Source organism: Mesorhizobium sp. M1C.F.Ca.ET.210.01.1.1 (assembly GCF_004791585.1).
Taxonomy (GTDB): Bacteria; Pseudomonadota; Alphaproteobacteria; order Rhizobiales; family Rhizobiaceae; genus Mesorhizobium.
Genome location: NZ_SRUU01000002.1, coordinates 35124 through 60012, shown reverse-complemented (window position 1 = coordinate 60012; position 24889 = coordinate 35124). Strand labels below are relative to the sequence as shown.

Below are 24889 nucleotides of genomic sequence, written 5' to 3'. Positions count from 1 at the left end.
TCCCCATCCGGACCTGGATCGGGAACTTGCTGGCGGGCCGGGACCGCAAGGGTGGAGGAAGGCATGACGATCTACAGGGCGCCCGTCCAGGACACGCTGTTCGTGCTCAACGACGTGCTCGGCTATCAGCGCTATTCCAATCTTCCAGGCTTTTCCGACGCCACGCCCGACGTGGTCGAAGCGATCCTCGCCGAAGGCGCCAAGCTTGCCGAAAACGTCATGCATCCGCTGAACCGGGTCGGCGACATGGAAGGCTGCGTGCGCCATGACGACGGCTCGGTGACGACGCCGAAGGGCTTCAAGGACGCCTTCGACCAGTATCGCGAGGGCGGTTGGATGGGGCTCGCGGCACCCGCCGAGTTCGGCGGCCAGGGCCTGCCCTACACGGTCCACACCGCGGTCTCCGAATACATGGTTTCGGCCAACATGGCGCTGATGATGTATCCCGGCCTGACGCAGGGCGCGATCGCGGCCATCGTCACCCACGGCAGCGACGAGCAGAAGGCCGCCTGGCTGCCGAGGCTGATCGAGGGTGCCTGGACCGGCACCATGAACCTCACCGAGCCGCATTGCGGCACCGACCTCGGCCTGCTGCGCACCAAGGCGGTGCCCAATGGCGACGGCACCTACAGGATTTCCGGCCAGAAGATCTTCATCTCCGCCGGCGAGCACGACATGGCGGACAACATCGTCCATCTGGTGTTGGCCCGCGCCGAGGGCGCGCCGGTAGGCGTCAAGGGCATCTCGCTCTTCATTGTGCCGAAGTTCAAGCTCGGCGGCTCGGGCAATCCGGGTGAGAGGAATTCGCTGTCGTGCGGCTCGATCGAGGAGAAGATGGGCATCCATGGCAATTCGACCTGCGTCATGAACTATGACGAGGCCGAGGGCACGCTGCTCGGCGAATTGAACGGCGGCCTGAAGGCCATGTTCACGATGATGAACGAGGCGCGCCTCGGCGTCGGCCTGCAGGGGCTTTCCATTTCGGAGATCGCCTACCAGAACGCCGTTTCCTACGCCAAGGACCGCCTCCAGGGCCGTTCGCTTTCCGGCGCCAAGGCGCCCGACAAGAAGGCCGACCCGATCATCGTCCATCCCGACATCCGCCGCTCGCTGATGACCATGAAGGCGTTCAACGAGGCCGGCCGCGCGCTGGCGCTGTGGACGGCGATCAAGTCGGACGTCGCCCATCGCGCCGGCGACGACAAGGACCGCCAGGCGGCCGACGACTACACTGGTTTGCTGACGCCGGTGGTCAAGGGCGTGCTCACCGACAAGGGTTTTGATCACGCGGTGATGGCGCAGCAGGTGTTCGGCGGCCATGGCTACATCGAAGAGCATGGCATGAGCCAGTTCGTGCGCGATGCCCGCATCGCGATGATCTATGAGGGTGCCAACGGCATCCAGGCGCTCGACCTCGTTGGCCGCAAGCTGGCGCAGAATGGCGGCCGCGCGGTGCAGTCCTTCTTCAAGGAGGTCGGCGAGTTCTGCGAGGAGAACCGCACTGACGAGAAGATGGCGCCGTTCACCAAGGCGCTGAAGAAGGGCCTCAACGATCTGCAGGCGGCTACCATGTGGCTGATGCAGAACGGCATGGCCAAGCCCGACAATGCCGGTGCCGCCTCGACCGACTACATGCACCTCTTCGGCCTTGTGGCGCTTGGCTACATGTGGGGCCAGATGGCCAAGGCCGCGCACACGAAGCTCGCGGAAGGCGCCAATGGGGCCGCGTCGTTCTACGACAACAAGCTCACAACGGCGCGCTTCTTCATGGAGCGCGTCATGCCGGAGACGGCGACGCGGCTTGCCCGCATTTCCAGTGGTGCGGACACGCTAATGGCGCTGCCGGCGGAAGCGTTCTAGGTTTGGCGGGCCGGCAACGCCGGCCCACACTTGTCGGAACGCGGAGGAAATCGTGGCGACAAATCCAGCCGAAATTCTTGGCTTGCCGAAGCCCGCCTGGGCGGCGGACGACGTCGGCATGCTCTACGACATGGCGCAGCGCTTCATGTCGGAGGAGATCGCGCCGCGCTATGACGAGTTCGAGAAGAACGAGATATTCGACCGCGAGAGCTGGCTGAAGGCGGGTGCCGCCGGACTGCTCTGTGCGTCGATGCCGGAAAAATACGGCGGCTCGGGCGGCACCTTCGCGCATGAGAGTGCCATCATCGAGGCGATCGGCCATGTCGGCGTCGACGGTTTCGGCATCGGCCTGCACAACTCGATCGTCGCCCCTTACATCCTTCATTATGGCTCCGAGGAGCAGAAACAGAAGTGGCTGCCGAAGCTGGCGACCGGCGAGCTGATCGGCGCCATCGCCATGACCGAGCCCGGCGCCGGCTCGGACCTGCAGGGCGTCAAGACACGCGCCGAGAAGGACGGGAATCATTACAAGATCAGTGGCTCCAAGACCTTCATCACCAACGGCCAGCTCGCCAATCTGATCATCGTCGTCACCAAGACCGATCCGGAAAAGGGCGCCAAGGGCACCTCGCTGATCGTCGTCGAGACCGACGAGGTCGAGGGTTTCCAGCGCGGCCGCAACCTCGACAAGATCGGGCTGAAGGCCAACGACACGTCCGAGCTGTTCTTCAACGACGTCCGCGTGCCGACGTCCAACCTGCTTGGCCACGAGGAAGGCAAGGGCTTCGTCCAGCTGATGCAGCAGCTGCCGCAGGAGCGGCTGCAGATCGGCACCGGCGCCATTGCCATGATCGAGCGGGCGCTGGCGCTGACCATCGACTACGTCAAGGAACGCAAAGCCTTCGGCAAGGCGATCATCGATTTCCAGAACACCCAGTTCAAGCTCGCCGAATTGAAAACCGAAGCCACGATCGGCCGTGTCTTCTACAATGACTGCGTCGCGCGCCACATCGATAGCGGCCTCGATCCTGTTACGGCCTCGATGGCCAAGTACTGGCTCTCCGACCTGCAGGGCAAAGTCGTCGACGAATGCCTTCAACTGCATGGCGGCTATGGCTACATGAATGAGTATCCGATCGCCCGCATGTACCGCGACGCCCGCGTCCAGCGCATCTACGGTGGCACCAACGAGATCATGAAATTGCTGATCGGGCGCTCTCTCTGAGCGGCGTTCGGCAAACCCAAGGAGCAGAAAAATGGCCGAAGCTTACGTCTATGACGCCGTGCGCACGCCGCGCGGCAGGGGCAAGAAGGATGGCTCGCTGCACGAGGTGCCGGCGGTGCGGCTCGCGGCAAAGACGCTGGAGGCGCTCCGTGACCGCAACGGGCTCGACACCGGCAATGTCGACGACATCATCTTCGGCTGCGTCGATCCGGTCGGCGAGGCGGGTTCGGTCATTCCGCGCGCCGCCGCCTTCGAGGCCGGCTACGACACCAAGGCGCCCGGCATGCAGATCTCGCGCTTCTGCGCCTCCGGCCTCGATGCCATCAATTTCGGCGCCGCCAAGATCGCGCAGGGCGCGGACGAGATCGTGATCGCCGGCGGGGTCGAATCGATGTCGCGCGTCGGCATGGGCATGTCCGGCGGTTCCTGGTTCATGGACCCTTCGGTTGGCCTGCCGGGCTGGTTCGTGCCGCAGGGCATCTCGGCCGACCTGATCGCCACGAAATACGGCTTCAGCCGCGACGACGTCGATGCTTACGCCGTCGAGAGCCAGAAGCGCGCGGCAAAATCCTGGGCCGAGGGGCGCTTCAAGAATTCGGTGATCCCGATCAAGGATCAGAACGGCCTCACCATCCTCGACCATGACGAGCACATGCGGCCCTCGACCGACATGCAGTCGCTCGCCTCGCTCAATCCGTCCTTCGTCATGCCGGGCGAAATGGGCGGCTTCGACGCGGTGGCCGTGCAGAAGCATCCGGAAGTCGAGGAGGTCAACCACGTCCATCACGCCGGCAATTCGTCCGGCATCGTCGACGGCGCCGCCGCCGTGCTGCTCGGCTCGAAGAAGGCCGGCAAGGCGATGGGCCTGAAGCCGCGCGCACGCATCCGCGCCTTCGCCAATATCGGCTCCGAGCCGGTGCTGATGCTGACCGGCCCGGTCGACGTCACCGAGAAGCTCCTGAAGCGCGCCAAGATGAAACTGTCGGACATCGACCTGTTCGAGCTCAACGAGGCCTTCGCTTCCGTCGTGCTGCGCTACATGCAGGCCTTCGACATCCCGCACGACAAGATCAACGTCAACGGCGGCGCCATCGCCATGGGCCATCCGCTCGGGGCCACCGGCGCCATGATCTTCGGCACGGTGCTGGACGAGCTGGAGCGCCGCGACTTGAACACCGCGCTGGTCACGCTCTGCATCGGCGCCGGCATGGGCACCGCCACCATCATCGAACGCGTCTGACGGGGAGAGAAAAAGATGAGCCACACAAATTTCACCCTCGACATCGACGCCGACGGCATCGCGCTGATCACTTGGGACATGCCGGGACGCTCGATGAATGTCTTCACCGAGGAGGCGATGCGCGAGCTCAATTCCATCGTCGATAAGGTGGCCGGCGACGCCGCCGTCAAGGGCGCGGTGATCACCTCCGGCAAGGACACTTTCTCGGGCGGCGCCGACATCACCATGCTGCAGAAGATGCTCGCCACCTTCGCCGTCGACAAGGAGAAGGACCTCGAGAAGGCGACCAAGGCGCTGTTCGACAATGCCGGCTACATGACCGGCCTGTTCCGCAAGATCGAGACCTCCGGCAAGCCGTGGGTATCGGCGATCAACGGCACCTGCATGGGTGGCGCCTTCGAGATGTCGCTCGCCTGCCACGGCCGCGTCGCCGCCGATTCCGACAAGGTGAGGATGGCGCTTCCCGAGGTGAAGATCGGCATCTTCCCGGGCGCCGGCGGCACCCAGCGCGTGCCGCGGCTGACCGACCAGCAGCAGGCGCTGCAGATGCTGACGACCGGCCAGAATCTCACGCCGCAGAAAGCCAAGTCGATGGGCCTGATCCACGAGATCGCCGAGCCGAAGAAGCTCGTCGAGACCGCCAAGGCGATGATCAGGAACGGCCTGAAGCCGGTGGCGCCCTGGGACGAGAAGGGCTTCAAGCTGCCCGGCGGGCCGATCTATTCGGCGGCCGGCGCCAATCTTTGGCCGCCGGCCATCGCCATCCTGCGCCGCGAGACCTACGGCAACTACCCGGCGGCCGCTGCGATCCTGAAATGCGTCTATGAAGGCCTGCTGGTTCCTTTCGACACGGCGCTGAAGATCGAGCAGCGCTACTTCACCGAGATCATGCAGACCAAGGAAGCGGCGGCGATGATCCGCTCGCTCTTCATCTCACTCCAGGAACTGAACAAGGGCGCGCGCCGTCCGTCCGGCGTGCCGGACACCAGGTTCAAGAAGATCGGCATTCTCGGCGCCGGCTTCATGGGCGCGGGCATTGCCTATGTCACGGCTAAGGCCGGCATCCCTGTGGTGCTGCTCGACCGTGATATGGAATCGGCCGAGAAGGGCAAGGCGCATTCCGACAGCCTGATGGCGGACCAGGTGAAGAAGGGTCGCGCCAAGCCCGAGGAGAAGGACAAGTTGCTGTCGCTGATCACGCCGACAGCCGACTATGCCGACCTTGCCGGCTGCGACCTCGTCGTCGAGGCCGTCTTCGAGGATTCGGCCGTCAAGAAGCTGGCCACCGAGAAGGCGGAAGCGGTGCTGAAGTCCTCGGCGATCTTTGCCTCCAACACCTCGACCATCCCGATCACGTCGCTGGCGAAGAATTCGGCGCGGCCGAAGAATTTCGTCGGCATCCACTTCTTTTCGCCGGTCGACAAGATGATGCTGGTCGAGATCATCCTCGGCAAGAAGACGGGCGACAAGGCGCTCGCCGTCGCCATCGATTTCGTGCGCGCCATCAAGAAGACGCCGATCGTCGTCAACGACACGCGCGGCTTCTACGTCAACCGCTGCGTGCTGCGCTACATGTCGGAAGCCTACAAGATGCTGATCGAGGGCGTTCCGGCGGCGATGATCGAGAATGCCGCCAAGGCTGCCGGCATGCCGGTCGGCCCGCTGGCGCTGACCGACGAGACCGCCATCGACCTTGCCCAGAAGATCATGAAGCAGACCATCAAGGATCTCGGCGAGAAGGCGGTTGATCCGAACCAGATGGCGCTCATCAACACCATGGTCGACACGCATGGCCGCTTCGGCCGCAAGAACGGCAAGGGCTTTTACGACTATCCGGCCAAGCCGGCGAAGAAGAAGCTGTGGCCGGGCCTCAAGGACCTCTATCCGCAGCTCAAGCCGGAGAAGGTCGACTATGAGGAGCTCAAGGAGCGCTTGCTGGTCACCATCGCTCTGGAAGCGGTTCGCGTCATGGAAGAGGGGATCGTCACCGATCCGCGCGAGGCCGACGTCGGCTCGATCCTCGCCTTCGGCTTCGCTCCCTTCACTGGCGGCGCGCTCTCCTACATCGACGGCATCGGCGCCAAGCGTTTCGTAAAGATCGCCAAGGGCCTGCAGAAGAAGTACGGCGCCGAGTTCAAGGCGCCCAAGCTTTTGCTCGACATGGCCGAGAAGGGCGAGACCTTCTACCAGCGCTTCGACCCCTACCAGAAGGGCGAGGTCAAGCAGGCAGCCTGACGGCCGACGCAGATGTACGTCTGGGCGCGCATGGCGCGCATGATGGCCACGGCGCGAAGCCGTGGCCCCTACTCGATCGGCGGCGAAAGCCGGCTGGCTTTCCGCTGCCTGCCAACCGACATCGATTTCAACAGCCATCTCAACAATGCCCGCTACATGATGCTGGCCGATCTCGGCCGGATCGACATCTTCCTGCGTGCCGGCCTGATCGCGCTGGCGCGTAAAAATGGCTGGGCGCCGATGATCGGCGGGCTGCAGGTTGCCTATGTGCGCGAGATCAGGCTGTGGCGCCGCTTCGAGGTGGTGTCGTCGATCGAAACCTGGGAAGGCACCTCGGTCATCGGCAAGCACCGATTCGTCCTCGACAATGGCGAGACGGCCGCGCTGATCATGACCGCCGGCGGCGTCTATGACCGCCGTGGCCGCCGCTTTCTCGAGATCGACGAGGTCGTCGCCGCGCTTGGGCGTTCCGCGCAACCGCGCCGGCCGACGGAAGCCGAGCAGGCTTTCATGGCCTCTCATCAGAATTTGCGGAAACTTGCCAAAGGGGCTTAATTGTCGGCAATCCGGCGCTTCGCCGGTGGACAATCGCATGGTCGCGCGCTAGACAGCGCTGAGGCATTTTTTCCTGTTTCGAAGGAGAGCGGTTTTGCTCTCACACGATCGCGTCTGGGCCGCAATCGACGCTCTTGCCGAGCGCTATTCGCTGTCGGCTTCCGGTCTCGCCAGGCGCGCGGGCCTCGATTCCACCGCTTTCAACAAGTCGAAACGTCTGTCCTCCGACGGCCGGCCGCGCTGGCCGTCCACCGAGTCGCTGGCCAAGATCATCGAGGCCACCGGCGCCTCGCTGGAAGAATTCACTATACTGGTCGAAGGTCGCGGCGGCTCCGCAGTGCCGCAGCCGCGCGTGGCGGTGCCCCTGCTTGGCTTTGCCCAGGCGGGCGCAGGCGGCTTCTTCGACGATGCCGGCTATCCCTCGGGGCAGGGCTGGGATCTGGTCGAGCTTCCGACGCGGACGGCGGAAACCTCCTATGCGCTGAAAGTCCAGGGCGATTCCATGCTGCCGCTCTACCGCAACGGCGACGTGCTGATCGTCGAGCCGGGCGCGCCGACGCGCAAGGGCGACCGCGTTGTCGTCAAGACGACTGCCGGCGAGGTCATGGCCAAGGTGCTCGACCGGCAAACCGCGAAGTCGATCGTGCTGGTCTCGCTCAATCCCGTCCACCCGGACCGCGACATCCCGATGCGCGATGTCGAATGGGTGGCGCGGATCGTCTGGGCAAGCCAGTAGGTCCGGACAGGTGCGGGTCCTCCATCTTGCCCTCGCGCTTCTGGCGGTCCCGGCAATGGCAGCGCTGGTCGTTGCCGGAGGCCGTTCCCTGAAGGGCAGCGAAAGCGTCGTTGCGGTCGATCAGATCGATCCTGCCGCCGACGCCATCCTCGGCCAAGACCTCGACGCGGCGCCCCAGGACCCGGCGACTCAGGAACCAACGACCCAGGAACCAGCGGTCAAGGAACCGGCAACCTCCGCCATCCCCGCGCCGGGCTCTCCGCAGCCACCGAAACCGGCGGCCCATTCGCGGGCGATCGATCCGGAGGTGGTGGCGCCGCCCGAACTTTCCGAGGAGCTGTTGGAACGGGTCGAGCCGCGCGCGCCGCTCAGCGATCTGGCGTTGGCCGGCCCGCCCAGGCCGCCCAAGCTGAAAATGCCCGGCGACTGGAACGGCACCAAGTTGCTCCAGCCGGTCGCCACCGCCGCCGGCCTCATCGAGGCAGAAGGCTACGCGGTCGCCGTATCGGGCATCGACGTCGTCAAGGCGGACGAAACCTGCAGCGACGAAGGCGAATCCTGGGCTTGCGGCGCGCGCGCCAGGACGGCGTTCCGCGCTTTCCTGCGCGGACGCACCGTGGTCTGCGCGGTGCCGCCGGAGGGCGGCCGCGACACCATCTCGGCCGAATGCCGGGTCGGCAACAAGGATATCGGCGAGTGGCTGGTGGAAAACGGCTGGGCGCGTGCCGCGCAAGGCGGCCCCTATGCCGAGTCAGGCGACAGGGCGCGCGCGGCGAAGAAAGGCATTTTCGGCGCGGCTCCGAACCTCGGCGGCCTGCCGGCTCTACCGGCCGCCACCGGCCAGGCGCCTGCCGCGCCGAATTCCATCCTGCCGGCGGAGGACGGCGCCCCTACGCCGCCAGTTGACCAGCCAGCGCCCGCTCAATGAGCGCGCGCGTTTCGGCGATGCCGTAGAGCGCCGCGAAGGAACCGAAGCGCGGCCCGCGTTCCTGCCCGATCAGCACCTGGTAGATCATCTGGAAGAAGGCGACCGACACGCCGGGTCCGCCTTCCGGGCTCTGCTTGGAATGGTCCTGATAGCGCTCGATCCGCCGCGCGACGTTGAGCGCCGCGTTCTGGATCGACTCGCCGTCCGCAGCCTGCGGTAGCGCGCCGAGCGCCTCCGAAAGCTTCGCCAGCGCTTCCTTTTCCACTGCGTCGGGGGTGCGATAAACCTTGGTCGGCTTCACGAAGTCGTCGAAATAGCGGATCGCGTAGCCTGTCAGCCGGTCGAGCTCCGGATGCGTCTTCGGCGTCACGCCCGGCGCGTGCCGCGAGATGAAGCCCCACAGCACCGCCTTGTCATGCGCGTTGGACGCGCTGACCAGATTGAGCAGCAGCGCGAACGGCACCGGCAGGTCGATGGCCGGCGGATTGCCGTCATGCATGTGCCAGACAGGGTTGCCGAGCCGCTCCTTCCAGTCCTGCCGCGGGTAGGCGCCAAGGAAGGAATAGTACTCGTCGACGGCCTTCGGGATGACGTCGAAATAGAGCTTCTTGGCCTGCCGCGGCCGCTGGTACATGTAGAGGCCGAGGCTTTCGGTCGGCGCATAGGTCAGCCACTCGTCGATGGTCAGGCCGTTGCCCTTCGACTTTGAGATCTTCTGGCCGTTCTCGTCGAGGAACAGCTCGTAGACGAAATGCTCCGGCGCGCGCCCGCCAAGGATGTTGCAGATGCGGTCGTAGACCGCCGCATTTGTCTGGTGGTCCTTGCCGAACATCTCGAAATCGACGCCGAGCGCCGCCCAGCGCATGCCGAAATCCGGCTTCCACTGCAGCTTCACCTTGCCGCCGGTGACCGGCAGCGTCGTCTCGGTGCCTTCATCGTCGAAGGTGATGGTGCCGGCCTTGGCGTCGACATGCTTCATCGGCACATAGAGCACGCGGCCGCTCTTCGGCGAGATCGGCAGGAACGGGCTGTAGGTCGCCTGGCGCTCCGGGCCAAGCGTCGGCAGCATCACCGCCATGATCTGGTCATAGCGCTCGGCCGCGCGCAGCAGCACTTCGTCGAAGCGGCCGGACTTGTAATATTGGGTTGCGCTGGCGAATTCGTAGTCGAAGCCGAAGGTGTCGAGGAAGCGGCACAGCATCGCGTTGTTGTGGTCGGCGAAGCTTGCATAGTCGCCGCCGAACGGATTGGGCACCGCCGTAAGCGGCTTGTGCAGGTAGGGCTCCAGCGCAGCGCGATCCGGCACGTTGTCGGGGATCTTGCGCATGCCGTCCATGTCGTCGGAAAAACACAACAGCTTGGTCTTGACCCTGTCCCCGGTCAGCACCCGGAAGGCGTGCCGCACCATGGTGGTGCGCGCCACCTCGCCGAACGTGCCGATATGCGGCAGGCCGGACGGGCCGTAGCCGGTCTCGAACAGGACGGTCTCGGGAAAATCCTTGTCCCTGTAGCGGGCAATGATCTTCTTGGCTTCTTCGAACGGCCAAGCCTTGCTTTCGGCGGCGGCCGCAAGCATCTCGGGATTGAGATCGATGATGTTTGATCCCGTCATGTCAAAGTTCCAGTCATGTGCCGGCTTTCGCCGCGATGAGGTTTTTCAACCGGTCTCTAGGCGCGACTGGCCGGAGCGTCAACGATTTGCGGCGGTTTTCCTTGCGGCGCGACAATGGCGCTCCTACGTTGGAGCGCGATGTATCAAGGAGTTTTGAATGCCTTCGCTGACGCCGCATGAAGCCCTGATCTACCTGATGGTCATCACCTCGGCGTCCGACCGCGACATGACTGATGTCGAACTGGCGCGGATCGGCGACGTCGTCCGCTCCTGGCCGGTTTTCGTCGATTTCAATCAGGACAAGCTGGTTGCGGTGGCGCAGGAATGCCAGAAGGCGCTGCATGACAAGGCTGGGCTGGAGGGCGTGCTCGCGCGTGTCGCCGAGACGCTGCCGGAGCGGCTGCGGGACACTGCTTACGCCGCTGCTTTCGAGGTCGCGGCCGTCGATCTCGAAATGCGCATGGAGGAGGTGCGGGTGCTGCAGCTCATCCGCCTCAAGCTCGATCTCGACACGCTGACAGTCGCCGCCATTGCTCGCGCGGCCAAGGCGCGCCTGCGCACGCTGACCTGACAAAGGCACGGACCGAAGGCCGCTGAGGTTCAGGTCAGGCCGGCATCGCCTGAATATCGGCAGCCCTCAGAAGAAACTCACCGGGAAGTAGCGCAGGTAGAACTCGGCGAACGTTCCGTTGATCGAGATTTCCTGCAGCGCGTAGTCGAAGGCGGCCGCCAGTGCCGGATCGCCCGCCCGGGTGGCGATCGCCATGCCCGAGCCCAGATATTCCGGCGCCAGATACGGGCCGCCGGCAAATCGGCAGCAGCCGGCGGCGTCCGAGCCGCCGAGCCAGAAGGCAAAGCGCATGCCGTCGCCGAAGGCGGCATCGATCTTGCCGGCCTTGAGGTCCGCATAGAGGTCTTCGGGCTTGTCGAAGGGCACGACCTGCACGGTGCCGAAATAGTCGCGCAGCATCTTCTCATGCGCCGAGCCTGCAATCACGCCGACCCGCTTGCTGCGCAGCTTGTCGAGGATCGGCTCGGTGAAGGCCTTGGCCTTCTGCATGACGAAGCGCGCCGGAAACTGCAGGTAGGAGCGCGAGAACGCGTATTTGCCGCGGCTTTCCGGCGTCGCCGCGATGCCGGCGATGATCGCCTCGCCTTCGCCCTTCTGCAGCGCATCGTCGAGCTCGTTCCAGGGAAGGGCCTGGATCTGGCATTTCTCGACGATGCCGAGTTCAGCGCAGATAGCCCGCGCCAGGTCGATGTGGAAACCCGAAAGCCGGCCCGAACCGTCGAGGAAGTTGAAGGGCGGAAAGTCGGTGGTGGTGAGGAATCTCAGTCTTGGCAGCGCGGAAACATCGGGCTTCGGCAGCCGCTCCTTGGCGTCCCATAGCACCGGCACCTGCGGCTCCGCGGCCTGAGTCGCGCCGGCGAGCGGCATCCCACCGATCAGCGCCGGCAGCAGGGCCAGAAATATCCACCGCAATGTCACCATAAGGCTCCGCCCAGTCATGTTCTTGGCTTTTCGTACGAAAATAGAGCAGGCACAATTGTTTTTGATTTCAAACGGGCGAATTAGGCGTATGGTTTAGCATATTCGCAAGTGGCGGCGCGCGCTGGACTCGGGGGAGATAACCGGCGGCGCGAGAAAGCTTGCGAACTGGGGTTGATGGCGAAGGGTGGTTCGGGCATCTACCGTTGGCAACGAAGCAGAACCAGCAACATGGGGTAGATGTTGCGATGAGCATGTTCGATAGAACTCTGGAATACATAGACCAACTGCAGCATGCCAACACGGCGGAGGCGGTATGCGAGCGGTTGCTCGACGTCACCTCGGGTTTCGGGCTGACGGCGCTGATGGCCGGCACCGTGCCGCAACCCGGCACGCCGCGCAGCCAGCAGAAGGACCACGTGCTGCTCTGCGACTGGCCGGGCGAGTGGCTGGAGCGCTACGTGGCGCGCAACTATGTCGACCATGATCCGGTCGTCAGCCATATGAAGCAATTGCAGGCCCCGTTCCAGTGGCGGGAGGCCTCGCAGGCCATCGTCATCGACAAGAGCAGCGACGAGGTCATGGGCGATGCCCGCGAATTCAAGCTTCGCGACGGCCTCGCCTTTCCGCTGGTCACGCTCGACGGCCAGATCGTCATGGTCTCGCTGGGTGGTGAGTCGGTCGAGTTGTCGGAGGCCGAGTTCGGGATGGTTTCGCTGGCGTCCACCTACGCCATCGGCCGCGCCATGCAGCTTCATACGATGGCCGGCAAGGTTATCGATCACATTGAATTGACACCGCGCGAGCGCGAATGCCTGCAGTGGGCGGCCGTCGGCAAGTCCGAGTGGGAGATTTCGCAAATTCTCGGCATCTCGGAGCATACCTCCGAGAAACATCTTCTTAACGCCAAAAGCAAACTGGGTGCAGCCAACCGGGTGCAGGCAGTCGCCGAGGCGATCAGGCGCGGCTATATTAGCTAGGCTGGCCGCGGCCGGCGTAGAAATTCTTGCCTACGCCATCGCATGCTATCTTCGGGAAAGTTCGGCCGTGTCTTCCTCTTGGGCCCGGGAGACGGCTAATGCTTTCTTAACGCCAAAAGCAAACTCGGTGCCTCCCCAGTGTGCGGGCTGTCGCCGAGGCGATTAGGCGTGGCTATATTAGCCAGGTCGGCCGTGCTGGCCTAAAAATACTTGCCTACGCGATCGCGTAATATTTTCGGGAAAGCCCGGCCGTATCTTCCTCTTAAGCCTAGGAGACGGCTAATGCTTTTTTCCCTTACCACTCAGGAATTGATGGAACGCCCCGACCTTTGGGAAGCGGTCCATCGCCTGCGCTACAAGATCTTCGTCGAGGAGATGGGGTGGACCGATCTCGATCGCCCGGATGGCTTAGAGATCGATCAGTTCGATCATGAGGAGGCCGAACATCACCTCGTCATCCGCAACGGCGAACTCGCCGGCTACCAGCGCATGCTGCCGACGACGCGGGCGCACCTTCTGACCGACGTGCTGTCTGATCTCTGCGAGGGGGCGTCCCCCTCAGGACCGAGCGTCTGGGAACTGACCCGCTATGCGGTGGCGCCGGGCTTTCGTGACGGCAAGCGCGGCGTCTCGACGGTCGGCACCGAGCTGATCGCCGGCTTCGTCGAATGGGGCCTCAAGCGCAATGTCAACCAGGTCATCATCGAGTTCGAACCGATGTGGGTGCTGCGGGCGCTGCAGCTGCATTTCCTGGCGACGCCGCTCGGTTACCAGCGCACCTATGGCAACCAGCAGGTCGTGGCGACGCTGCTCACCTTCACCGAGCACACGCTGAATGTGATCAGGCAGCGCCGCAATCACTTCCTGCCGGTGCTCAACCGGGGTTATCCCGGCCAGCTCGGCCTTAGGCAGGCTTCGTGAAGGAGGTGGTCATGAGCTTCCATCCCGAACCCGAACTGCGCGGCCACACGCTGGTCGTCACGGTGTCCTCGCATGACGGTCGACCGGTGCTGGACAGGCACGCCTATGCGAGCCTCGCCAGCACCTTCCACGAGGCCGCCGTCAATGACGACGTCCGCGTGGTCGTGCTGCGCGGCCTCGCCGGCTGCTTCTGCCTCGGCGGCGACTTCTCGGAGTTCCTCGACGCCACCAAACACCAGCAGCTGATTGCCGCCGTCACCGACATGTTCCGCATGCTTGCGACCTTCCCCAAGCCGGTCCTGGCCTGCGTGGACGGGGATGCCGTTGGCGTCGGCTGCACGATCCTGTTCCACTGCGACATGGTGATTGCTTCCAGAGGCAGCACCTTCAGGGTGCCGTTCGTCGATTTCGGCCTCGTCCCGGACGCCGCGACCAGCATCCTGGCGCCCCAGAAGCTCGGCTATGCCGGCGCTTTCCGCTTCTTCTGCCTGGGCGACACGCTGGGCGTCGACGACGCCAAGGCGCTCGGCCTGGTCGGTGAGATCGTGGATGGCAGTGCCGAGGAGACGGCCTTGGTCAGGGCAAGGCAGCTCGCCAAGAAGCCGGTTGCCGCATTGCTGCAGACGCGCGCTCTGCTCAAGGGCGATACGGACCCTCTGTGCGACCGCATCGACCATGAGATATCGCTGTTCCAGCAGGCGCTTCAGGACGACGCCACGCTGAAGCGGCTGCAGCGGATCGCCCGCCTGGCCGCCTGATTCCCGCATAAAACCTCAGCGCCGCGCACCACTGCGCGGCGCTGTAATTTTGGGCGCCCGGTTGGCGGGCGCCGGAGAAGCTACTTCTCCAGGAACGACGGCCCTTGGCCGATGATCTTCCTGTCTTCCTTGCCGATAGCGTCGAGATCGCGCCCGTCATAAGGCAGCGACAACAGGATCCGCTGCATTACTGCGAGCCGCGCGCGGCGCTTGTCGTTGGCGCGCACGATGATCCAGGGCGCGAACTCCTTGTGGGTGCGCTCGACCATCAGGTCGCGCGCCTTGGTGTAGTCGTCCCATTTGTTGATGCCGGCGACGTCGATCGGCGAGAACTTCCAGTTCTTCAATGGCGACCAGCGGCGGTCGTGGAAGCGTTCGAGCTGCGTCTCGCGGCCGATGTTCAGCCAGAATTTGAAGAAGTGAATCCCCTCGTTGCAGATCATGCGCTCGAAATGCGGCGTCTCGTCGAGGAATTTCTCGTGCTGCTCCGCCGTGCAGAACCCCATCACGGGCTCGACGCCGGCGCGGTTGTACCAGGAGCGGTCGAAGGTGACGAACTCGCCCGAGGTGGGGAAATGGTCGACATAGCGCTGATAGTACCATTGCCCGGTTTCCGTCGGCGTCGGCTTGGTCAGCGCCACGTTTCGCGCCGTGCGCGGGTTCATATACTGCCGCAGCACGAAGATCGTGCCGCCCTTGCCGGCCGCATCTCGCCCTTCGAACAGCGCCATCACCCGCTTGCCGGTCGCCTGCAGCCAGGCCTGCGCCTTGACCAGCTCGATCTGCAGTTCCTCGAGCTCCTTGTCGTAATCCTCGCTCTTCATCTTCTTGTTGTAAGGATAGCCGCCGGCGGTCAGCTTGTTGTCCTCGATCCAGTCCGGAAGCACCGGGTTGTCGATGTCGAACTCGCGTTCCTTGCCGCCGATCCTGATCTTGATCGGTCCTGCGGCGGGCGCCGCTTCGGCTTTTTCCTTGGCATTTTTCATCGAGGCGAACCTTTCCAGCTTGCGGACTCATGCTATGGGAGCCTGTAAGGCGTCACGTCCGTCCGGACGCAAGGGCGTCGTAGCATGTTGATTTTGCGCATGAACATTGCAGAAAATCGATTCCGATTTTTCGGGGGTCATGCGCCGGTCCGGTCCGGCGAATTCACGGACGGAAGGATGCGGGGCAGCGCATGGTCGATACGGGCGCAGACCGGAAAGACGCAGTGCAGGCGGCCGTAGCCCGGCTGCGGCGCAGGCGTTGGTCGCTCGTGGCGGCCGTCGCCGCGGTCCTCGCCGTCTACGCTTTCGGCGGCTTTTCGATCTATGTGCCGCTGCTGGCACTGGCACTGCTGGTCGCGGCCGCAATGCTGCCCGCCGACGTCGAACGGCAGTCCGCCGACGAAGCGGCGGCGATCGAGGCAAACGGCCTGCAGCGGCTCTCCGGCGAGTATCTCGCGGCGGCCGTTGCCGATCCGCTGATCATCTTCGACCGGACGGCGGCAATCGTCCATGCCAATGCGGCCGCCTTCGCCGCCTTCGGCGGACTGGCGCCCGGCATGTCGCTGTCGCTGAAATTCCGCGCGCCCGAAATGCAGGCTCTGCTTGACGGCATTGTCTCGGGAGCCGTGTCGTCCGACGTCGTCGACTACACCGAAAAGCTGCCCGTCGAGCGGACATACCGGGTGAGCGCGTCCTCGGTCGGCCATGCCACCGGTCTCTATGTGCTGGTGTTCAAGGATCAGAGCGAGGCGCGCCGCATCGACCGCATGCGCGCCGATTTCATCGCCAATGCCAGCCATGAGCTGCGCACCCCGCTTGCCTCGATCGCCGGCTTCATCGAGACGCTGCGCGGCCCGGCGCGCGGCGATCCGGCGGCGCGCGACCAGTTCCTGCAGATCATGCAGAACCAAACGGGCCGCATGGCGCGCCTGATCGACGACCTGTTGTCGCTGTCGCGGCTGGAGATGAAACCCTATCTGAGGACGGGAACCGAGGTCGATCTTCGCCAGACCATCGACAGCGTCATCGATTCCCTCGGGCCGCTGGCCAGCGAGAACGGCGTTGTCATCGAGCGCGACTTCATCGAGGGACCGCTTTCGGTGCCCGGCGACCGCGACGAGCTGTTCCAGGTTTTCGAAAATCTGCTGGAGAATGCCTGCAAATACGGCCAGTCAGGCGGGCGCGTCACCGTATCCATCGCCGCCGGCGAGGATGGCCAGGATGCAGGCATCGACGTCACCATAAGGGACTATGGTCCTGGCATTGCCGAGGAACACATTCCGCGCATCACGGAGCGCTTTTACCGCGTCGATGTCGAAAACAGCCGGACCCAGAAGGGCACCGGTCTTGGCCTTTCTATCGTCAAGCATATATTGACCCGTCATAATGCCAGGCTGTCGATCAAGTCGGAAGTCGGCAAGGGCGCGGCGTTCACGGTTCATTTGCCGGCTCGCTGATCGAGTATTGCTTGCCAACCGGCAATTTCTTCTTTCTGTCATCCGGTTCGCGTATCAGCGACAGATTGAGGGAACGCACCAGCCGGCAAAAACCGGGAAGGCATAGCCATGCAGTCCGTCCACATTGTCAGTGCCTATGACGAAGAACTGAAGTTCCTGTCGAAGCGCATAGCCGCTATGGGCGGGCATGCAGAGCGGATGGTCGAGCAGGCGGTCGCAGCCCTGGTCAACGCCGACCCTGGCCTCGCCCAGAAGGTCATCCAGGACGATCTCGTCCTCGACGAGGGGCAGCGCGAGATCGACGACAAGGCCATCGTCATCATCGCCAGGCGCCAGCCGATGGCGACTGACCTGCGCGAGATCGTCGGCGCCATCCGCATCTCGGCCGACATCGAGCGCGTCGGCGATCTCGGCAAGAACGTCGCCAAGCGCGTCGCTGCGGTCATCGATGGCCGCCAGCCGAGCAGCCTCTTCCGCGGCCTCGAGGCGCTGGCCGATCTGGCGCTGACACAGCTCAAGGAAGTGCTCGACGTCTATGCCTCGCGCTCGGTCGAGAAGATCGGTTTCGTGCGCGACCGCGACGACCAGATCGACGCCATGTACACCTCGCTGTTTCGCGAGCTGTTGACCTACATGATGGAAGATCCGCGCAACATCACGCCCTGCACGCATCTGCTCTTCTGCGCCAAGAACATCGAGCGGATCGGCGACCACGCCACCAACATCGCCGAGACCATCTATTATATCGTCACCGGCGACCAGATGCCGGCCGATCGGCCTAAGAGCGACAAGACCGACCAGGTGGTGTCCCCGGGGGCGGTGCCGGCTAAGTGAACGGGGCGGCCCTCGAACGGATTTCTAATTTAGGCTAAGCTCCTCCACTTGCAGCGATTTCGTCAGTTGTTGTTTCGGGAGGTTTGCGATGGAACAAGTTCGAAACCTGACCCCGGGCCCGCAGCCGACGTCCGGCATCATTGCCTCGAGCGTCTATTCAGCCGGCAAGCGCATCGCCGACATTCCGATAGAAGAGGCTGGTGTATGGGCGGCAAGGCCCGGCCATGTCGTCTGGATCGGCCTGCTCGAGCCGGACCGCAACCTGCTGCTCAGGGTGCAGGCGCAGTTTCATCTGCATGATCTCGCCATCGAGGACGCCGAGCATCCGCATCAGCGGCCGAAGATCGAGCAGTATGGCGATGCCTTGTTCATCGTTGCCCGCACCGCCCAGCTGATCGATGGCCGCGTCACCTTCGGCGAGACGCATCTCTTCGTCGGCACCGGCTATATCGTCAGCGTCAGGCATGGCCCTTCGACCTCCTACGCCCCGGTGCGCCAGCACTGGGAAAGCTGCCCGTCGTCGCTCGCCAAGGGTGAGGATTTCGTCCTCTATGCCATCCTCGATTTCATCGTCGACAACTACATGCCGGTGCTCGAGCAGATCGAGGACGAGGTCGAGCAGATCGAAGACAAGGTGCTGCTGAAGCCGATGAGCGGCGAAGACATCGAACGGCTCTACATGCTGCGCCGCGATCTGCTGAGATTGCGCAACGCGGCGCTGCCGTTGGTGGAGGTTTGCCGCCGCCTGACCAGCGCCGACCTGCCGCAGATCCAAGCCGCCATGCATCCGCTGTTCCGCGACGTGACGGACCACATCCGCACCGTGCAGGAAAAGATCGACAGCCTGCGCGAGGTCCTGGCCTTCGCCTTCGAAGCCAGCCTTCTGGTCGGACAGAGCCAGGAAACGGCGATTTCCAAGAAGCTCGCCTCATGGGCTGCCATCCTGGCGGTACCGACGGCCTTCGCCGGCATCTACGGCATGAACTTCACGGACATGCCGGAACTCCGGATGGAGTATGGCTACCCGACCGTGCTGGTGGCGATCGCGATGATCTGCGTGTTCCTGTACTGGCGGTTCAGGAAGAATGGTTGGTTGTGAAAGGGGAGTAAGGCTGTAAGGGAGTATGTCAGGAATTGCCGGAAGTCGCGCTTACAAAGCGCTATCCAACCTACTCCCTTACTGCCCTGCTCTCCTATTCCCTTATCTACGCCGCCGGTCCGCCGCAGGCTGGAACGCGACACGGGCGTGATATTTGCAGTATGGCCCGGTCTCGGCGGCGTCGTTGCCGCAGAATGAGAAATCTTCCGACAGCGGATCGCCGTTCGGCCACTTGCAGGTGCGCTCGGTCAGCTCGACGAGCTGCAGGTTGCGCGAGATCGGCACGACCACGTTCTCGACCGGGCGGATATAGTGGCGCGCCACCGGCTCGGCGTCGAACTGCACCTGCAGCGCGGTCGCGCCGATTGTAGCCGTCACATGACGTGCGGCACTTGCGGCACGGGCCACCGTTTTCTGCATCGATGCTCCTTGTGTCGCCTTCTTCTGTCGCGCAGGCGCTGCAGTCGCGCGGCCACGGCCGGAAAGTTTCAGGCGATGCACCTTGCCGATGACGGCGTTGCGGCTCACTCCGCCGAGCTGCGCGGCGATCTGGCTGGCGCTCAGACCCTCCGACCATAATTTCCTGAGAAGTTCGACCCGCTCGTCAGTCCAGTTCATGAGACCGCGCTCCTGCTGAGGCGTACGGCAGTCAGAATCCTTTCCCGCCCCGGCTCCCGCCGGGCAAACAACACCACATGTACCGGGTGATTAGATCCGCCGCACGAAATCTAGTTATTTCTCGACTACAATTACCTTAAGCGCTGACTCGGTGACAAGAGTCCCCAGGGCAACACGATTCGGTTTTTTCGGTTTTCCCCAACTTGCCTGACCGCTTATGAGCCGGCGCGCCGTCGGAGCGTTGCCGCGCGCTTCTGCGCGACCTTTTCGTTGACTTCATGGCCGAAAAACACGATAAGCCGCAAAGGCCGCCGCATTGGCGGCTTTTTTGATTTCCGGTTCCGGAGACGCATATAATGAGCGGTTCGGCGCTTTACGAGACCTTTGCTCGCGCACCCCTGGCTTTCGACCGCGGGGAGGGGACCTGGCTGGTCACCAATAAGGGCGAGCGATATCTCGACTTCGCCGGCGGCATCGCCGTGAATTCGCTGGGCCACAGCCATCCGCATCTGGTTGCCGCGCTCACCGAACAGGCCGCCAAGCTCTGGCACGTCTCGAACCTCTATGAGATCCCCGAGCAGCGCCGGCTGGGCGAACGGCTGGTCGATGCAACCTTCGCCGACAAGGTGTTCTTCACCAATTCGGGCGCCGAGGCCCTGGAATGCGCCATCAAGACGGCGCGGCGCTACCAGTTCGTCAAGGGCCATCCGGAGCGTTCCCGCATCATCACCTTCGAGGGCGCCTTCCATGGCCGCACGCTGGCGACGATCGCCGCCGGCGGCCAGTACAAATATCTCGAGGGTTTCGGTCCGAAGGTCGAGGGCTTCGACCAGGTGGCGTTCGACGACATCGACGCCGCTGAAAAGGCGATCACGCCCGAGACAGCGGCGATCCTGATCGAGCCGGTGCAGGGCGAGGGCGGCATCCGCCCGGTGCCGACGCAATCCTTGAAACGGTTGCGGCAGCTCTGCGACCAGCACGGCCTGCTTCTGATCTTCGACGAGGTCCAGTGCGGCATCGGTCGCACCGGCAAGCTGTTCGCGCATGAATGGGCCGGTGTGACGCCTGACCTGATGGCGATCGCCAAGGGTATCGGCGGCGGCTTCCCGATGGGTGCCTGCCTCGCGACCGATGAGGCCGCGACCGGCATGACGGCCGGCGTGCACGGCACCACTTTCGGCGGCAATCCGCTGGCCATGGCGGTGGGCAACGCCGTGCTCGACGTCGTGCTGGCCGACGGTTTCCTCGAGGACGTGCAGCGCAAGGCGCTGCTTCTGAAGCAGGGCCTGGCGGCGGTGGCCGACGAATTTCCAGATGTCATCGAAGGCATTCGCGGAACCGGCCTGATGCTTGGCCTGAAATGCGTCATGCCCAACACCAAGGTGAACATGGCGCTGCGCGACCAGCACTTGCTGGCGGTGCCGGCCGGGGACAACGTCATCCGCCTCTTGCCGCCGCTCACCGTCACCGATGCCGAGATCGGCGAGGCGTTGAAGCGCATCCGCTCGGGCGCCAAGGGCCTGACCGACGCGATTGCGGCCGAAGCCGCTAAGTAATTCTGGAATGTTGCCGATGAGCGTTCGCCACTTCACCGACCTGTCCGCCGTTTCCGCAGGCGACCTGCGCTTGATGCTGGACGACGCGGTGGCGCGAAAGACCAGGCTCAAGGCCGGCGAGCGTTCGAAACCGCTCGAAGGCAAGGTGCTGGCGATGATCTTCGACAAGCCGTCGACGCGCACGCGCGTTTCCTTCGACGTCGGCATGCGCCAGCTCGGCGGCGAGACCATCATGCTGACCGGCACCGAGATGCAGCTCGGCCGTTCCGAAACCATCGCCGACACCGCCAAGGTGCTGTCGCGCTATGTCGACGCCATCATGATCCGCACCACCTCGCACGACCGGCTGCTGGAACTCACCGAGAACGCCACCGTGCCGGTGATCAACGGGCTGACCGACGATACCCATCCCTGCCAGCTTATGGCCGACATCATGACCTACGAGGAGCATCGCGGTCCGGTGGCCGGCAAGACCTTCGCCTGGACCGGCGACGGCAACAATGTGCTGCATTCGCTGCTCGAAGCCTCGGCGCGGTTCCGCTTCAATCTCAATGTCGCGGTGCCCGAGGGCAGCGAGCCGTTCGAGAAATATGTCGACTGGTCAAAGGCCAATGGCGGCAAGGTCAGGTTTGCCCGCTCGGCCGAGGAGGCGGTCGACCAGGCGGATTGCGTCGTCACCGACAGCTGGGTGTCGATGGGCCAGGAGCATCGCGCCCGCGGCCACAACGTCTTCCTGCCTTACCAGGTCAATGCCGCGCTGATGGCCAGGGCAAAGTCCGATGCGCTGTTCATGCACTGCCTGCCGGCGCATCGCGGCGAGGAGGTCACCGATGAGGTGATCGACGGACCTCACTCGGTAGTGTTCGACGAGGCCGAGAACCGGCTGCACGCTCAGAAGGCGGTGCTGGCCTGGTGCCTGGGCGCTTGATCGAGGCCGGCGTGATCCGGGCCAACTTGATCCAGAGCGATGTGATGCCTATTTGCGGGCCATCACTGAAATCGAACGCGCTTCGACGCATGCGGCCCGCAGGGCGGCATGGCCGCGCCCTGGAGCTTTGTCATGCTGGAAACCAGTCCATTGGCTGAACATCAACCCAAACTCGGCGAATTCGGCTTCGCCGGCGACGACCATGTCGTGCCTTACGAGGTGGCGCCCCTGGACGTGCGCGGCCGTACCGTGCAGCTCGGGCCGATGCTCGACGCCATCCTCAGCCGCCACGACTATCCCGAACCGGTCGCGCGCCTGCTGGCGGAAGCCTGCGTGCTCACCGTGCTGCTCGGCACGTCGCTGAAATTCGAGGGCAAGTTCATCCTGCAGACCCGCACCGACGGGCCGGTCGACATGCTGGTGGCGGATTTCACCACGCCGCATGCGCTGCGCGCTTATGCGCGCTTCGACGCCGACCGGCTGCAGGCGCTGGTTGCCGCCGGCGAGACCTCGCAGGAGAAGCTGCTCGGCACCGGCGTCCTGGCCCTGACCATCGACCAGGGCGCCCACACGCAGCGTTATCAGGGCATCGTCCAGCTCGACGGCACGTCGCTGGAAGACGCCGCGCGCACCTATTTCCGCCAGTCGGAGCAGATCCCGACGGACCTCAGGATGTCGGTCGCCAAGCTGGTGACGCCGGGGCCTGGCGGCGCCCGCGAGCAGTGGCGCGCCGGCGGCATCCTTGCGCAATTCCTGCCGCAGACGCCGGAGCGCATGCGCGTGCCCGATATTTCGGGCGGCGACGGCGATCCGCGGGAGGTAGCGCATGAGCCGGCCGACAATTCCTGGCAGGAGCTCCTGGCCCTGCTCGGCACCACCGAGCCGACCGAACTGATCGATCCCACGGTGGGCGCCGAGCGGCTGCTCTACCGGCTGTTCCACGAGCATGGCGTGCGCGTCTTCCGCGGCGTGCCTGTCGCCGACCAGTGCTCGTGCTCGCGTGACAAGATCCGCGGCATCCTCGAAGGTTTTTCCGCCGAGGAGATCGACGACAGCACCGAGGACGGCGGCATCCACGTCGCCTGCGAATTCTGCTCCACGAGGTACGACTTCGATCCTGCGGAGTTCGGCTCGGCCCAATAGGGTCGCTTTCCTAAAGAAAACCGCTTCGCAGCCTATCCTCTCCCCGGCCGGGGAGAGGATGCTTGGCTTGCCTTTGGCTACCCTTTTTGACGGGGCTTTGGCGCCGCACCGTTGTCAGCGTCAAATGAATTCTTGGAGGTGCTTGCGGACATCTGACACTCGTTCGACTGGGGCCATATGGGTCTCTTCATCGAGCACGATGAGCTGCGCTCCGCTGATTGCACTCGCGGTGGCTTCCATCATGCCGCCGCCGAAGAACTGGTCCTTTTCGCCGCCGAGGATCAACGTCCGTGCCGATATATTGCGGAGGTCTTCCTTTGCCACCTCGTTGTCGAGTGTTGCTTCGAGATAGCGAACAATCGAACCCGGCGCTCCGATCCGTTCAATCAGTCTGCGTCCTTCGAACCTCAGGCGAAGACGCAAGAGAAGGTTCAGCCATGGCCGCCGAAATACCGTTGTGAATTCCGCCAACAACGCGTGAAATTGTCCGGCTTTTGCGAGTCGAATTTGTCTCTGTAGCCGCTTTTTTCCATCAGCCGAAAAACCGTGTGCACTGGCCAGCAGGATCAGCTTGCCCACATGGCCCGGATGCCGGGCGGCCACCTGCGTTGCGACAACGCCGCCGTAGGAAATACCCATCAAGCACGCTGGCTTCTTGAAGTTACCGTCAATGATCTCCGCGATGTCTCTGGCCATGCCCTCGAGCGAAAGACCGACTTCTGGATCGGGATCGTAGCCGATCAGCACAAAGCTCACGTCGGGTGGAAGGATGCGAATGAGCCGTCCGGCGTCCTTTTTCAGCCTGGATGGCAGGGGTTTCATCATGAACCCTTGGCCGCCGTTGATGATGAGAAGAGGTTCCGGTCCCCGTCCAACTCTCGCGAACGGCATCCGGCCCAGAAATAACCCTGTTTCGATATCGCGCTTCAAGCCGCCGTCTGGCGCATGGCCAGCCCCCTGCTCAATGCTAAGTATAGTTACGAAAGCTGGCGCAACGCTTCCACGGCATCGCGTGGCATTGGCGACGGAAGTGCCGATCCTGCATTAACTCGCGCGCATCTGGTTGGTTGGTTAGAGGCGGCGAATGCAACCAGTCTATGTGCCAGTACCAAAGTGCGGGGGTTAGCGGCCACTAGTTCACCGTCCGCCTTGTCCCCGGCATGTCGAGGGAGAAGGCGGGGATGGCGACGTCGAACGTTTCGCCGCGCCCGTTGCGCATCGTGTAGTGGCCGACCATGATGCCGGAAGGCGTCGAGAGCGGGCATCCCGATGTGTACTGATAGCTGTCGCCCGGATTGAGTTCCGGCTGGTCGCCGACGACGCCCGCGCCGCGCACTTCCTCGACGCGGCCGCGGCCGTCGGTTATGTGCCAGTAGCGCGACAGAAGCTGCACGAACTCGTCCGACCGGTTGTCGATCGTCACCTGATAGCCCCACACATAGCGGTTCTCGGACGGATCGGAACGATCCTCCAGATAGAACGGCCTGACCTGCACTTCTATGTTGCGCGTGACGGCGCGATACATGGGGCAACTCCGGTGCTGCGCAAGGGAAATATTTGTCGCCCCCGCAGCTAAATCAACGAAAAGCAGCCTGACCTGCCGACCTTAAAGCGCAGTGCCGACAAACAATGTCATTTAAGTGACACATGACAATGTTGGTGTGCGCGAACTGCGCCGGGCGACTCGGGCGCTCTGTCGACTGATGAAAGCCGCTGCCGTCGGCCCTTC

Annotated in this window: 23 protein-coding genes; 17 read left to right on the top strand and 6 right to left on the bottom strand. The window is 63.8% G+C overall.

All coding sequences use genetic code 11. The annotated features are described in order from the left end of the window. Positions 1-63 precede the first annotated feature (63 nt). The 7 genes from EN853_RS02435 (at position 64) to EN853_RS02405 (ending at position 8779) form a co-directional block, all read left to right on the top strand. Positions 64-1860 (top strand): acyl-CoA dehydrogenase, encoded by a 1797-nt coding sequence (locus EN853_RS02435; RefSeq protein WP_127857684.1) that lies wholly within the window; start codon positions 64-66, stop codon positions 1858-1860. A gap of 52 nt (positions 1861-1912) precedes the next feature. Then, entirely contained in the window at positions 1913-3085 is a 1173-nt protein-coding gene (locus EN853_RS02430) for an acyl-CoA dehydrogenase family protein (protein WP_127857683.1), read from the top strand. Between the two features lie 31 nt (positions 3086-3116). Further along, the gene (locus EN853_RS02425; protein WP_127857682.1) at positions 3117-4325 is read left to right on the top strand and encodes an acetyl-CoA C-acetyltransferase; all 1209 of its coding nucleotides are present in this window, start codon (positions 3117-3119) and stop codon (positions 4323-4325) included. A 15-nt stretch (positions 4326-4340) separates the two neighbouring features. Then, entirely contained in the window at positions 4341-6560 is a 2220-nt protein-coding gene (locus EN853_RS02420) for a 3-hydroxyacyl-CoA dehydrogenase NAD-binding domain-containing protein (protein ID WP_127857681.1), read from the top strand. Between the two features lie 12 nt (positions 6561-6572). Continuing rightward, entirely contained in the window at positions 6573-7115 is a 543-nt protein-coding gene (locus tag EN853_RS02415; protein WP_127857680.1) for a thioesterase family protein, read from the top strand. A gap of 94 nt (positions 7116-7209) precedes the next feature. Next, entirely contained in the window at positions 7210-7851 is a 642-nt protein-coding gene (locus tag EN853_RS02410) for a helix-turn-helix transcriptional regulator (protein WP_127857679.1), read from the top strand. Between the two features lie 10 nt (positions 7852-7861). Further along, positions 7862-8779 carry a thermonuclease family protein gene (locus tag EN853_RS02405; protein ID WP_348631556.1) on the top strand — a complete coding sequence of 306 codons (918 nt, stop codon included), beginning with the start codon at positions 7862-7864 and terminating at the stop codon, positions 8777-8779. On the opposite strand, the gene EN853_RS02400 is transcribed toward EN853_RS02405, so the two are convergent. Next, positions 8742-10391 (bottom strand): lysine--tRNA ligase, encoded by a 1650-nt coding sequence (locus EN853_RS02400; RefSeq protein WP_127857677.1) that lies wholly within the window; start codon positions 10389-10391, stop codon positions 8742-8744. The two genes, EN853_RS02405 and EN853_RS02400, sit on opposite strands and share 38 nt — an antisense overlap. Positions 10392-10548: 157 nt before the next feature. On the opposite strand from EN853_RS02400, the gene EN853_RS02395 reads away from it, so the two are divergent. Beyond that, entirely contained in the window at positions 10549-10962 is a 414-nt protein-coding gene (locus tag EN853_RS02395) for a tellurite resistance TerB family protein (protein ID WP_127857676.1), read from the top strand. Between the two features lie 66 nt (positions 10963-11028). On the opposite strand, the gene EN853_RS02390 is transcribed toward EN853_RS02395, so the two are convergent. Continuing rightward, positions 11029-11829, bottom strand: a complete 801-nt coding sequence (locus EN853_RS02390) for a transporter substrate-binding domain-containing protein (protein ID WP_127857953.1) — start codon at positions 11827-11829, stop codon at positions 11029-11031. A gap of 299 nt (positions 11830-12128) precedes the next feature. Between EN853_RS02390 and EN853_RS02385 the strand changes: the two genes are divergently transcribed. From EN853_RS02385 to EN853_RS02375, 3 genes are all read left to right on the top strand, one after another. Continuing rightward, positions 12129-12860 (top strand): LuxR family transcriptional regulator, encoded by a 732-nt coding sequence (locus EN853_RS02385; protein ID WP_127857675.1) that lies wholly within the window; start codon positions 12129-12131, stop codon positions 12858-12860. A gap of 282 nt (positions 12861-13142) precedes the next feature. Further along, positions 13143-13781: an acyl-homoserine-lactone synthase gene (locus tag EN853_RS02380; protein ID WP_127857674.1), complete on the top strand. Its 639-nt coding sequence runs from the start codon at positions 13143-13145 to the stop codon at positions 13779-13781. 11 nt (positions 13782-13792) lie between these two features. Next, entirely contained in the window at positions 13793-14539 is a 747-nt protein-coding gene (locus EN853_RS02375) for an enoyl-CoA hydratase-related protein (RefSeq protein ID WP_127857673.1), read from the top strand. An 80-nt stretch (positions 14540-14619) separates the two neighbouring features. Here EN853_RS02375 and ppk2 read toward each other — a convergent pair whose 3' ends face one another. Then, on the bottom strand, positions 14620-15525 hold the full coding sequence (gene ppk2 / locus EN853_RS02370) for a polyphosphate kinase 2 (RefSeq protein ID WP_127857672.1): 906 nt from the start codon (positions 15523-15525) through the stop codon (positions 14620-14622). Between the two features lie 191 nt (positions 15526-15716). Between ppk2 and EN853_RS02365 the strand changes: the two genes are divergently transcribed. The 3 genes from EN853_RS02365 to EN853_RS02355 all read left to right on the top strand — a co-directional run bounded on the left by EN853_RS02365 (position 15717) and on the right by EN853_RS02355 (position 18915). Beyond that, the gene (locus EN853_RS02365) at positions 15717-16982 is read left to right on the top strand and encodes an ATP-binding protein (RefSeq protein WP_127857671.1); all 1266 of its coding nucleotides are present in this window, start codon (positions 15717-15719) and stop codon (positions 16980-16982) included. A 108-nt stretch (positions 16983-17090) separates the two neighbouring features. Further along, positions 17091-17816, top strand: coding sequence for a phosphate signaling complex protein PhoU (gene phoU, locus EN853_RS02360; RefSeq protein ID WP_127857670.1), 726 nt, complete (start codon positions 17091-17093; stop codon positions 17814-17816). Positions 17817-17904: 88 nt separating this feature from the next. Beyond that, positions 17905-18915, top strand: coding sequence for a magnesium and cobalt transport protein CorA (locus EN853_RS02355; protein WP_127857669.1), 1011 nt, complete (start codon positions 17905-17907; stop codon positions 18913-18915). A gap of 102 nt (positions 18916-19017) precedes the next feature. On the opposite strand, the gene EN853_RS02350 is transcribed toward EN853_RS02355, so the two are convergent. Then, on the bottom strand, positions 19018-19533 hold the full coding sequence (locus EN853_RS02350) for a GcrA family cell cycle regulator (RefSeq protein ID WP_127857668.1): 516 nt from the start codon (positions 19531-19533) through the stop codon (positions 19018-19020). Positions 19534-19889: 356 nt separating this feature from the next. Here EN853_RS02350 and EN853_RS02345 point away from each other — a divergent pair, with 356 nt between their 5' ends. The 3 genes from EN853_RS02345 to EN853_RS02335 all read left to right on the top strand — a co-directional run bounded on the left by EN853_RS02345 (position 19890) and on the right by EN853_RS02335 (position 23160). Next, positions 19890-21089: an aspartate aminotransferase family protein gene (locus EN853_RS02345; RefSeq protein WP_127857667.1), complete on the top strand. Its 1200-nt coding sequence runs from the start codon at positions 19890-19892 to the stop codon at positions 21087-21089. 16 nt (positions 21090-21105) lie between these two features. After that, a complete protein-coding gene (gene argF, locus EN853_RS02340) occupies positions 21106-22017 on the top strand; it encodes an ornithine carbamoyltransferase (protein ID WP_127857666.1) in 912 nt (303 codons plus the stop codon). 108 nt (positions 22018-22125) lie between these two features. Continuing rightward, entirely contained in the window at positions 22126-23160 is a 1035-nt protein-coding gene (locus EN853_RS02335) for an Hsp33 family molecular chaperone (RefSeq protein ID WP_127857665.1), read from the top strand. 120 nt (positions 23161-23280) lie between these two features. Here EN853_RS02335 and EN853_RS02330 read toward each other — a convergent pair whose 3' ends face one another. Beyond that, on the bottom strand, positions 23281-24090 hold the full coding sequence (locus EN853_RS02330) for an alpha/beta hydrolase (RefSeq protein WP_127857664.1): 810 nt from the start codon (positions 24088-24090) through the stop codon (positions 23281-23283). A gap of 202 nt (positions 24091-24292) precedes the next feature. Continuing rightward, positions 24293-24685, bottom strand: coding sequence for a Co2+/Mg2+ efflux protein ApaG (gene apaG, locus EN853_RS02325; RefSeq protein ID WP_124996092.1), 393 nt, complete (start codon positions 24683-24685; stop codon positions 24293-24295). Positions 24686-24889: the final 204 nt, after the last annotated feature.

Bases quoted from the DNA above. Each gene is read 5' to 3' on its own strand.
- EN853_RS02380 (WP_127857674.1), top strand. From the start codon at position 13,143: ATGCTTTTTTCCCTTACCACTCAGGAATTGATGGAACGCCCCGACCTT.
- EN853_RS02420 (WP_127857681.1), top strand. From the start codon at position 4,341: ATGAGCCACACAAATTTCACCCTCGACATCGACGCCGACGGCATCGCG.
- EN853_RS02415 (WP_127857680.1), top strand. From the start codon at position 6,573: ATGTACGTCTGGGCGCGCATGGCGCGCATGATGGCCACGGCGCGAAGC.
- EN853_RS02335 (WP_127857665.1), top strand. From the start codon at position 22,126: ATGGCCGCGCCCTGGAGCTTTGTCATGCTGGAAACCAGTCCATTGGCT.
- EN853_RS02345 (WP_127857667.1), top strand. From the start codon at position 19,890: ATGAGCGGTTCGGCGCTTTACGAGACCTTTGCTCGCGCACCCCTGGCT.
- EN853_RS02390 (WP_127857953.1), bottom strand. From the start codon at position 11,829: ATGCCGCTCGCCGGCGCGACTCAGGCCGCGGAGCCGCAGGTGCCGGTG.
- EN853_RS02435 (WP_127857684.1), top strand. From the start codon at position 64: ATGACGATCTACAGGGCGCCCGTCCAGGACACGCTGTTCGTGCTCAAC.
- EN853_RS02375 (WP_127857673.1), top strand. From the start codon at position 13,793: ATGAGCTTCCATCCCGAACCCGAACTGCGCGGCCACACGCTGGTCGTC.
- EN853_RS02400 (WP_127857677.1), bottom strand. From the start codon at position 10,391: ATGACGGGATCAAACATCATCGATCTCAATCCCGAGATGCTTGCGGCC.
- EN853_RS02365 (WP_127857671.1), top strand. From the start codon at position 15,717: ATGGTCGATACGGGCGCAGACCGGAAAGACGCAGTGCAGGCGGCCGTA.
- phoU (WP_127857670.1), top strand. From the start codon at position 17,091: ATGCAGTCCGTCCACATTGTCAGTGCCTATGACGAAGAACTGAAGTTC.
- ppk2 (WP_127857672.1), bottom strand. From the start codon at position 15,525: ATGAAAAATGCCAAGGAAAAAGCCGAAGCGGCGCCCGCCGCAGGACCG.
- EN853_RS02350 (WP_127857668.1), bottom strand. From the start codon at position 19,533: ATGAACTGGACTGACGAGCGGGTCGAACTTCTCAGGAAATTATGGTCG.
- argF (WP_127857666.1), top strand. From the start codon at position 21,106: ATGAGCGTTCGCCACTTCACCGACCTGTCCGCCGTTTCCGCAGGCGAC.
- apaG (WP_124996092.1), bottom strand. From the start codon at position 24,685: ATGTATCGCGCCGTCACGCGCAACATAGAAGTGCAGGTCAGGCCGTTC.
- EN853_RS02395 (WP_127857676.1), top strand. From the start codon at position 10,549: ATGCCTTCGCTGACGCCGCATGAAGCCCTGATCTACCTGATGGTCATC.
- EN853_RS02355 (WP_127857669.1), top strand. From the start codon at position 17,905: ATGGAACAAGTTCGAAACCTGACCCCGGGCCCGCAGCCGACGTCCGGC.
- EN853_RS02425 (WP_127857682.1), top strand. From the start codon at position 3,117: ATGGCCGAAGCTTACGTCTATGACGCCGTGCGCACGCCGCGCGGCAGG.
- EN853_RS02385 (WP_127857675.1), top strand. From the start codon at position 12,129: ATGAGCATGTTCGATAGAACTCTGGAATACATAGACCAACTGCAGCAT.